This window comes from Paraburkholderia sp. RL18-101-BIB-B, from assembly GCF_046026985.1.
Taxonomy (GTDB): domain Bacteria; phylum Pseudomonadota; class Gammaproteobacteria; order Burkholderiales; family Burkholderiaceae; genus Paraburkholderia.
The window spans coordinates 1-9,583 of record NZ_JARESV010000103.1; the positions used below are offsets into that span (position 1 = coordinate 1).

A 9,583-nucleotide genomic window follows, 5' to 3' on the forward strand; every position below is an offset into this window, starting at 1 on the left:
TTTGCGGGCACGATTTGAGCGTTTGCAAAGCTTTGCATACGATTGTCACCTTGAACGAACCGCTTCATTTCGCTCATCCTCTATCGGATGGGAAATTCCAGGTTGCCCGCGTCGAGGGTCTCTCCTATCTAAGCCGTGCGGACGAACAGAGCGCGGATCTTGGTCCAGAAGTCACCACCCGGCACGAAAAAACTCAGTGTGAACATGAGATCGACAAGCACCTGAAGCTGTCAGATGTTCGGCCTGAGCCCTGGCCAGAACTGGTCGACATAAGACTCAAGCATCGCCCAGATCAAGGGCAGGCTGAACATCACCAGGTCGATGGCATGCCGGGTGGGGCCGACAGTTTTGCTGGGTGCCAATCGCTTCGTACGACCGAAAACAATCGTCTTGAGTTGCTAAAATCGATGGATGTTGGTCTCGTGCCACACATCAGCGGAGAGTGGCGTGTTCCCGATTGTCCAGAACAAGGGTCGTGCAGTCTCGCCGTGCTGCGGCAAAACACCTTCAGAGCGCTACACAAGCACCCACGAAAGGCAGGGAGCCGAACGGTTCCTTGCCTTTCTTTTTTTGAAGAGATTAGGCTTCACGTTTATAGGTTTAGCCGCGTCACCTTGGTGCCAGCGAGCGAAGCGTCTGCCATCAGACCGGTGTTGGTCAGCACAATGGCTTCCACCGGTGAGGTGGCCGTCGTCGTATCGAGCGTGCCATTCGCACCCACTTTCACGAGCGAAACCGCTACGTCGCCGCCAACGGACCAGCCGGCCGAGTTGCGAAACTTGTCGAGCGAGTCTTGCGTCATGAAGAGAAAGATGACGGCCGTCGACTGGGCACCGGCCTGGAATCCGAATGACCCCGATGCCGTGCTGTAATAGCCAGCCGTCGTGCCCCCAACACGCAATGAGCCTTCGCCGTACTCGGCGCCGGCGATGAAGGCTGCCTTAACCACCGACGGGAACACCAGCACCCCTTGTGCCTTCGATACGAGCTCGCGAGAGCCCTTGACCGTCGAGAATAGCCGCGACAACGTACCGTTCACGTCCGCGTCAATCGCCTGGCGCTTCGAGGCATCGGTTTCAGGGCTCTTGCCGCTGCCCGGGGTCATGGTGCAGCCAGTGAGCGTCAGACTTGCAGCAGCAGTTGCAGCCGCGGTCCTCAGCACAAAATCTCGTCTGTTCATATCGTCCTCCATTGTGGCTCCGAGGTGGATCCCCGGTGCTTGACTCTGGCCGCTTCATCCCTCGGTCCAGTTCTAATCAGCGGTCTGTAAACGGGGCGTGAAACGGTTAGCCGCGTCAGCCGACAGCGTTTCAAGCATTAATTTGGTGTGCAGATCTCCCATCACGTCTCAGTTTTTGTCACCCATATGGTTCCTGCCAAACTGGCCGGTGCCGTAGCCCATTGTCTTCAGCGCTGTGGCAATCGCTACTGCCTCGGCCCGCTTGCCCGACCGACACGCCAGTCTGGCTGAATGGCCGTGCCGGTACGAATCGGCAGCTCGCTGGCGATGAAGTTCGCGCCACCCGCAACGCAATTTTTCCCGGCTGGGTAGTTCGTATTGCAACCTAAACACATCGCACACGGAAATCGATCGTCTCCATCACGTAGAAGCTGCCCTCTAAGACGGGTGGTCTGATGCCACTGTGATAATTGTGCTCACATTGACGGACCTATTCAATTGAACTTTGGTCCTATTCGACATTTGGTGTGAACGCGCAGCATCAGGTCGAGTTGTTCCTTCGCGAAATCGGCGTCGACCATACTCAGTGGAATCATGTGAAAGGCCAGATCCCACGCGGCGTACCAGGGATACTCTCATTTGTCGTGCATCGAGGTAATGTCGTCGTTGTACATGTGTACCCAGTCGCTGTTGCGCACCCGCCGGCGTTCCGCATGCGGCAACTGGCTGCCCGTGCCATGCTCGGCAAGCCTGCGCCCGAGGTCATGGTGGAAATACTATTTGGTCCAGAGCATGCCGGCTAGCGCCTGGCGCATGATACTCGCACGGTCGGAGTCATCGCGAACGGCGAGTGGGGTAGTCGACGCATAGAAGGCATCGGCCTCGCTGATACCGCCGAGGCCGTCCTCGCCCCACCGGCAGACGCGAGACCGGGCGTGGTCGGGAGTGCAGTGGTTCCAGGCGTCGCCGTCGTCGCTGTAGTCTTCGCGCACGGTCACCCACTGCCGCTCGCTGAGGTACGACCCCCACTTTTCCTAGACCGCGCGATTCGTCTGTCCATCGCGGAGACGGTTCTGCTCTGCTTCGTTGATCATGGGGTGCTCTCCTTCGGGCCGGAAAAGTCGGGTGCCGGGGTGGCGTGCGTAGCGGCTGAGGCAGAGTGCGCCGGTGAGCAGTGGGCGAACGAGTCAATTGCGACATGGGGCGAGACTGGCCGCTTCAAATCTGCTTCTCGTCGCCTGGCGCAGCATTCTGCGGCTGGTCCTCAACCCATTGCCAGAACAGCTGGTAGCCCACCGCGAGCGCCACCGGGCCAATAAACAGTCCAATGACGCCGCCGGTGACCATGCCGCCCAGCGCGCCGATGAGCACCACCGGCATCGGCACATCGACGCCACGACCCAGCAGCAGGGGCTTGAGCACGTTATCGGCCAGTCCCGCGATGAACACATAGATGGAGAAGACAACGGTCGCCACACTCGCGCCCTCCGTGGCAAAGACGAAAATGATCACCGGGACGGTGATCAGCGTGGCCGGCAGTTGCATGATTCCGAGCAGCAGCACCGCCAAAGCCAGCAGGCCGGCGGCAGGAATGCCCTTGACAACGAAGGCGACGCCAATCAACAGCATCTGGATAAAAGCGATGCCTACCACGCCCTGGGCCACCGCTCGAATGGTGGCGGTGCACAGCACGGCGATGCGCGGACCTTTCTCCGGGCTGAAGAACCGCGAGGCGATCTGCACGGCGCTGCGGCTGCCCTGCTGGCCATAAGCCATGAAGATGCCCGCGATGATCAGGGCGAACACGAATATCAGCAGGCCTTTGCCAACGCCCGCGACCGCGCCCAGCAGCGCACGGCTGACGTCCTTGAGCTGCGGTGCGAGTTTCTGCAACAGGCCGGTCAAGTCGGTGGCGGCTTGCAGCCAGAAGTCATACAGACGCTGGCCTACCAGCGGCCAACTGGCTACCGACTCGGCCGGCGGCGGAATGTGCAAACCCTCGCTCTTGACGATGGCCATGGCATGCTCCACGGAGTCGACCATGGCGACGCCCAACAGATAGGACGGCAGGATGATGATGGCGATCGCGATCAGGACAATCAGCGTGGCGGTGCGACCGTCTTTGTTGCCCAACCTGCGCCTTAGCCTCACCTGCAGCGGGTAAAGGGTGATCGCCAGGATCAGGGACCAGACGATCAGGTTGAGGAACGGGAGGACTATCTCGAAGCAGAAAATCGCCAGGACGGCGATCAGCCCGGCACGGATCAGTGCCTCGAGCAGTCCACGGGACAGCGCCTTTTCGGAAGTGGGCGTGGGCAACATCAATTGTCTCCGTGCAGGTCGCCGCAAAGGTTCACACCGGGAAGCAGGCCACTGGCTCAACGGGCGGCCGAGGATGCAGCGGCGTGCCAGAGCCACGTCGTTGCTTGCGACTCAGCCGTGAGTACCAGTTCTGTAGTACAGCACTTATTTCGTGGCCGATGCCACGTGCAGAGTCCGATGAAATCAATATTGGTAGTGGCGCTGGCCAATGGCAATTGGACTTTGGTTCAATTTCTCACCAGCGAGCGCTCTATTGATGGCCATGGCATCCTCCACGGAGTCGACCATGGCGGCGCCAACACGTAGGTCGGCACGTTGATGATGCCGATCGTGATCGGGATCATCAGCGTGGCGGTGCGGCCGTCTTTCTTGCCCAACCCTATACCTCAGCTTCACCTGCAGGGCTACTTTGACCCCGCGACCACGCGGTCAACCGATAAGGTCAGCGAAGCCTGTGGATCGAGAAATTTGCGCACGAGCTGATCCAGCTTTTTGGCCGTTGCGGGATCGGTGTCGGGAAAAGTCGTACCGGTAATTTGCGGATTGCTCAGGAGGACGTTACGACTGCCGACGTCAACATCCGTGTGCATCTGGAGCGCAACGATGCCCACTTGCGGTTTGCCGCCACGCGGAGTCACGCTTATCGCCATCCGACCGGTCACTTCCTTGAAGTCCTTCCAGTCGTCGATCTGTGGCTGGTAATAGGTGAGGGTCGCGTCGTCCCGAACAATTTCACGTGGTCAGCCGGGATCCTGAGTCGCGGCGCGGATCGGCTGCAGGGGCCGACAATGCCAATGTCAGCATCAACACTCGAATGGGCAGTCTGGATGTTGCCATGTTTCGCTCCTGGCGGCCTCAAAGACACTTTCCGCAATATGATCAGAGCCTGGGACGAAATACGAATTGGCCGACACAGGCTAGAGATTCTGGCGGTTGGGTCGGGTTCGCAGTCAGTGGTACAGATCTTGAAAGATAGGATCACGACTGGGTCGTATGCAATTGGACCTTGGTTCAATTGCATACTGCTGCGCGGCGCGCAAGATGCTGATAAGTGACCGGAAGTGGGCGAATTTCGATAGTCGTGCGCTTCGTGGGACACGGGCAACGTCAGGCTGCGAAAGGACAGGCGCGGGCAAGCGCCGCTTCGGAGACCGAGGCCGCTCTACGCGTATTACCCTGGTCGGAGGACAGCAGGATGAACCACATCGTCGTCGCGTTGATTGCGTTCCTATGCGTTTTCGGCAGCGCGCTGGTCGGTTCCTCTTGATACTTTTGAACGAGCTTGCCGGCAACCATATCCAGAACCGGGTATTGCGCAGCTGCCGTACCTGCGAACAGCAGCGCCGGTACGATCGCAAACCATAAGAGACGCTTGTTCATTACATCGCCCTCACAAAACCGTCAAACGGTCATCAGCGAGGAAAATGTCGCGATCACCGCTTCCATAACGATGGCCTGGTTCCTGATTTCCGCAGGCCGAGTCCTGGAACGGGCAATCAAATGCACGTGCCCAAGAAACAGAATAGGGGACCTGAGTGGACACCGATATTGAACCTTGGTCTAATGTGTGTGCGGAGTCCGCTGGCGGAGATACTTTGTACGCAACCGGACGGAATCGGGCATGCATGAGCAGACTGATTCGCAATGAGCAATAGAGCACGACCCGTTTCGTCCTGCCCGGCGTGCCTTTATCACGCTGTTCTCTGTACGGCTGCAATCGCCGCTAGCGGGACCGCGTCGCCGCACGTAACACCAATGCTGAATCTAATTGCTTTTTTTTCCCATTCCGACGCATGCAGGTTTACCAGTAACGTGCGGACGCCGGGGCGATACAGATCCTTGCTGATTCGAATCTCAGTCATTCAGACTACATGCGACGCCGCGCGTGAACATTTGCCCTTTGGTTCAATCAGGGTGATGTTCAGCGTTAGCGTGGCGGCTTCTATTGCATCGATTGAAGAATGCACGATCTCGACATTTACTATGGCTGGCATCAGGACTACGATTGATTTACTGGCCAGTTTTATTTTGTGTGTAGTAGTTACCTGCCTAGTCATACGGCTGGCCATGCCTGCATTTCCTCCTGTGCTGGCAGATCTCCCTGAATCGTCGCAAGACGACGCGCTATAGAAGTGACGGACCGGCAATCTGGCAAACACGCTGCCTTAGAAACGCGCGAGCCAGCGAATTACGGTCCTGACTTTCTGGCCCGCTGCACAATATACGTAGCGGCAAAATCAGCCTTCGGGTCAGGCGCGTTATCTCTCGTCGAAATCCAGAGCGAGCTTTTCCGTCAGCCCATCTCTCGGCGCAAGCTGTTGAGAGGAATCCCGGCCATGAGCATCGTCATGCCAGCGATCATTGTTCTGGAAACCGCCATCATTCTTTGGCTGTCGATTTTGTTTACCAGGCGCTGGCGAATGGCGCTGGCGAGCCGTAGTCTTAAACCGCCAAATCTTGCGGATTATGTCGAGCGCGCGATGACGCGTGAAGCTGCGATGCGTCCGCAGGTTTTCACGATGTCCGCTGGTGCCGGTCCGCGCGACGTCGTATCACGAGCCGGTTCCTCAGCAGAGAGGCGCGTGGAACAGCATCAAGTGGCGGAAGAAGCGATCTCGCCGGAAGCAGGTCAACGTGCGCGCGCGGAGCGTCCAATAACGGATAGGGACCATGCCGCGGCTTCCGCACGATCGGTTCGCCGCCAGTCTCATGAAAGTGGCGGACGATCCGCAGGGTTGAACGATTCTCATGTGGTCGTGTTGGAAAAAGGAAGCGGCGAAGCGTACTTTCGCGAGGCGCTCGCGCTTTTGCCTATTTCGATTCTGATGCTCGACGAGCGTGGCCGCATGTTGATGGTCAATCGACAAGCCGCCAGGCTGTTCGGATACGAATGCGACGAATTGATAGGCAAGCCGGTCGAACTGCTCGTGCCCGCCCTGCATCTGGACCGCCAGGTTGTGCCCAGGGCCGACGTGTTCGCATCGTCCGTGGTCCACGGAAGGTCGCCGTTGTATGAGCTGCCTGGGCGGCGTAATAACGGCACGGAATTTCAGGTGGAGATCGGTCTGAACCCATTTCACTTCGACGATGACAGCGTCACGCTCGCATGCATCATCGATACAGCCGAGCGTTACGAGCTGGAGCGCAACCGGCGGGACCTCGCGCATCTGACGCGCGTGTCTACCGTGGGCCAGCTTACGGCATCGCTGGCCCATGAACTGAACCAGCCGCTGACCGCGATACTGAGCAACGTGCAGGCCGCGCAGCGCTTTCTCACGGCGGACCCCATCGATCTGGATGAAGTGAGAGAGATCCTGAACGACATCGTACAGGCTGACTATCGCGCGAGCGAAGTGATCCGGCGCATTCGCGCGGTCGTCAAGAAGGGCGATCTGGAAGTCGTATCACTCGATCTCGCGGGCATTATTCGCGACGTGGTCCTGCTGGTGCGCGGCGATGCGATCGTGCGTGGCACACGCGTGGCGCTTGACATCGAGGACGATCTGCCGTCCGTGCGTGGCGACAAGGTGCAGTTGCAGCAGGTCATGCTCAATCTCCTGCTCAATGCGTTCGACGCGATGAGTGGGGTGCCGTCCGTAGATCGCGTCGTATCCGTGACGCTCATGCGCGAGAGCACCAATACGGTTTGCATCGCCATCAGGGATCGCGGCCATGGACTGACCGCCGACAAGCTGGACAAGATCTTTAAGCCATTCTTTACGTCAAAACCCCAGGGCCTCGGTTTGGGATTGTCGATTAGCCGCACCATCATCGACATGCACCACGGGCGACTCTGGGCCGAAAACAACATCGATCGAGGCGCGACATTCTTTGTTACATTGCCAGTCGGGGATGCGACGGAGCAGGATGAGTCGCGATAGAGGCCATGACAGATTCCGCTTCGCTTGTATTCGTCGTCGACGACGACGACTCCGTGTGCCGCGCGCTGTCGCGTCTGATTCAGTCAGCGGGCTATCGGGTGGAAACATTCGGTTCGGCACGCGCATTTCTCGACAGGATGCCCGCCGATGCCTGTCCTGCGTGCCTCGTGCTGGATATCGAGTTGCCGGATCTGAGCGGACTGGAACTGGCGCGCGAACTCAATGCGGCGCTGCCGATCATTTTCATCACGGGGCATGGTGACATTGCGATGGGTGTCGACGCGATGAAGGCGGGGGCAACCGATTTTCTGCCCAAACCGGTGTCCGAGACTGACCTGCTGCGAGCGATCGAACAGGCGCTCGCGTACGCGGTTCGAACGCGAGCGACCCGGCGTGAATTCGACTCGCTTCGTGATCGCGTCGAGCGGTTGACGCCGCGCGAGCGCGAAGTGATGGCACTCGTCGTGATTGGCCTTCTGAACAAGCAGGTGGCAAGCGAACTCGGAACGGCCGAACAGACGATCAAGGTTCATCGCAGGCGCGTGATGGCCAAGATGGAAGTCACATCGCTGGCCCAACTCATTCGCGTCGCGGACAAGGTCGGCCTTTCAGGCGTCGCGAAATCGCACGCGGATCGCTGAGCGGCTGCAAGCGGCGTGAACGCTGCGTCGTCCGGGCGTGCTATGACGTCTTTCGGAGTCCACATTGCACCAAGGTCCACTATCGGCATTTGCGCCTGACTCGTAGTCTATGGTTTGGGGGAGTGCACTGCCCCGTGCATTCCCTGACACCGGACTACGTGCAATGGGAAAACTCAAATCATTCGTTGTCGTCGTCGATGACGATGAATCGGTGTGCCGAGCCATCAAGAGACTTCTGCGCTCAGTCGGCATCGCTGCCGAAACCTTCGCAAGCGGCGACGCCTTTCTCGACGTGCTGTCGTCCATGCCGTCATATCGCCCTGACTGCGTCATTCTCGATGTGCAGATGCCGGGGCTCAATGGACTCGAGGTCCAGCAGCGTCTTTCCGGTAGTGGCACGCCAGTCATTTTCATCACCGCCCACGATGACATCAGCGTGCGCGAACAGGCCTTTGCAGGCGGTGCGGTCGCCTACATTCTCAAGCCGTTCAACGATGACCTGTTCATCAGGACCGTACGTGCGGCCCTCGAAGGAGGACAGCCGTCGTAGTCTGAACACGTGCGGGTTCACCCGGTATTGGACCAAAGTTCAATTGCCATGGGGCAGATCTGCTACCAATACTACTGGTACCTGAAGGGCGGCGCGGGTCGCTCAGGGATCCGGTCACGCAGTGACTCCTTTTGAATGGAGCGTCCTATCATGTTCAAGTTTGTCCGCCTGATGGCAATGATTCCAGTCATGCTCGCTGTCGTTTCCTGTACGAGCATTAACCCCACTGCTTCCGCGTCCAGTTCAGGGCGTCCCGAACTGGAACAGAAAGCACGCGATGCGTATCGGCAACTGGTAGCGACCACGCCCAAGGCGGGCGAACTGGCGACCCACGCGACAGCCGTCCTTGTATTTCCGGACATCCTGAAGGCGGGCTTTCTGGTCGGCGCTCAAGGAGGAGACGGCGTGATGTTCGGCCCGGACGGCAAGGTGATGGGCTATTACAACGCGAAGTCGTTGTCATACGGCATGCAGGCTGGGGCACAGAGCTTCCATCAGGCGATGTTCCTGATGACGCCGGCAGCGCTCAGTTATCTGAACAGCAGCGACGGCTGGTCCGTCGGAATGGGACCGAGTGTCGTTGTCGTCGACGAAGGCAAGGCGAAGTCGATGACAACGACCACGTTGCAATCCGATGTCTACGCATTCATCTATGGCCAGGAGGGCCTGATGGCGGGCCTCGGCGTCCAAGGCCAGAAGATCACCAAGATCAAACCATGAGTCCGTGACTTTACGGCGCCTTCTCACGTCGGCGTCGGAGTGCCGTGGGTCCGTGCCGGAACTGGATTGTCCAGGAGGCGTTTCACCATGCAACCCCTGATACGAGTTTCACCCGGGCTTGTGATGCTGGCGCTGGGATGCTCAGTGGCAGCCCAGCAGCCGATCATAACAGGGGAAGCGACCATGAAAAAACACCCTCCGTATGGCGCTCGCAGTGTTCTTCTGCTTCGCTTCGGCCGAACTGTGCGCTGCCGAATTCGACGGCAGCAAGCCGCTGCTATGCGCCACC

General features: G+C 58.9%; 11 protein-coding genes. 5 read left to right on the top strand and 6 right to left on the bottom strand.

Translation table 11 applies throughout. The features are described from left to right. Positions 1–592: 592 nt before the first annotated feature. Positions 593–1,180: a BPSL1445 family SYLF domain-containing lipoprotein gene (locus tag P0D73_RS45410; protein WP_408183120.1), complete on the bottom strand. Its 588-nt coding sequence runs from the start codon at positions 1,178–1,180 to the stop codon at positions 593–595. Positions 1,181–1,707: 527 nt separating this feature from the next. On the opposite strand from P0D73_RS45410, the gene P0D73_RS45415 reads away from it, so the two are divergent. Continuing rightward, positions 1,708–1,983, top strand: coding sequence for a hypothetical protein (locus P0D73_RS45415; RefSeq protein WP_408183111.1), 276 nt, complete (start codon positions 1,708–1,710; stop codon positions 1,981–1,983). Positions 1,984–2,398: 415 nt separating this feature from the next. Here P0D73_RS45415 and P0D73_RS45420 read toward each other — a convergent pair whose 3' ends face one another. The 5 genes from P0D73_RS45420 to P0D73_RS45440 all read right to left on the bottom strand — a co-directional run bounded on the left by P0D73_RS45420 (position 2,399) and on the right by P0D73_RS45440 (position 5,571). Continuing rightward, entirely contained in the window at positions 2,399–3,502 is a 1,104-nt protein-coding gene (locus tag P0D73_RS45420; protein ID WP_408320365.1) for an AI-2E family transporter, read from the bottom strand. A gap of 227 nt (positions 3,503–3,729) precedes the next feature. Next, entirely contained in the window at positions 3,730–3,879 is a 150-nt protein-coding gene (locus P0D73_RS45425; RefSeq protein WP_408320366.1) for a hypothetical protein, read from the bottom strand. Positions 3,880–3,906: 27 nt separating this feature from the next. Further along, on the bottom strand, positions 3,907–4,140 hold the full coding sequence (locus P0D73_RS45430) for a hypothetical protein (protein WP_408183116.1): 234 nt from the start codon (positions 4,138–4,140) through the stop codon (positions 3,907–3,909). 469 nt (positions 4,141–4,609) lie between these two features. Beyond that, positions 4,610–4,882 (bottom strand): hypothetical protein, encoded by a 273-nt coding sequence (locus P0D73_RS45435; protein ID WP_408320370.1) that lies wholly within the window; start codon positions 4,880–4,882, stop codon positions 4,610–4,612. A gap of 482 nt (positions 4,883–5,364) precedes the next feature. After that, positions 5,365–5,571 (bottom strand): hypothetical protein, encoded by a 207-nt coding sequence (locus P0D73_RS45440; RefSeq protein ID WP_408183563.1) that lies wholly within the window; start codon positions 5,569–5,571, stop codon positions 5,365–5,367. 267 nt (positions 5,572–5,838) lie between these two features. Between P0D73_RS45440 and P0D73_RS45445 the strand changes: the two genes are divergently transcribed. The 4 genes from P0D73_RS45445 (at position 5,839) to P0D73_RS45460 (ending at position 9,294) form a co-directional block, all read left to right on the top strand. Next, a complete protein-coding gene (locus P0D73_RS45445) occupies positions 5,839–7,383 on the top strand; it encodes a sensor histidine kinase (RefSeq protein WP_408436223.1) in 1,545 nt (514 codons plus the stop codon). 5 nt (positions 7,384–7,388) lie between these two features. Continuing rightward, positions 7,389–8,024 carry a response regulator transcription factor gene (locus P0D73_RS45450; protein WP_408183568.1) on the top strand — a complete coding sequence of 212 codons (636 nt, stop codon included), beginning with the start codon at positions 7,389–7,391 and terminating at the stop codon, positions 8,022–8,024. A gap of 163 nt (positions 8,025–8,187) precedes the next feature. Then, on the top strand, positions 8,188–8,574 hold the full coding sequence (locus P0D73_RS45455; RefSeq protein ID WP_408183569.1) for a response regulator transcription factor: 387 nt from the start codon (positions 8,188–8,190) through the stop codon (positions 8,572–8,574). Positions 8,575–8,724: 150 nt separating this feature from the next. Beyond that, complete coding sequence (locus P0D73_RS45460; protein ID WP_408183571.1) at positions 8,725–9,294, top strand: lipid-binding SYLF domain-containing protein; 570 nt, start codon at positions 8,725–8,727, stop codon at positions 9,292–9,294. Positions 9,295–9,583: the final 289 nt, after the last annotated feature.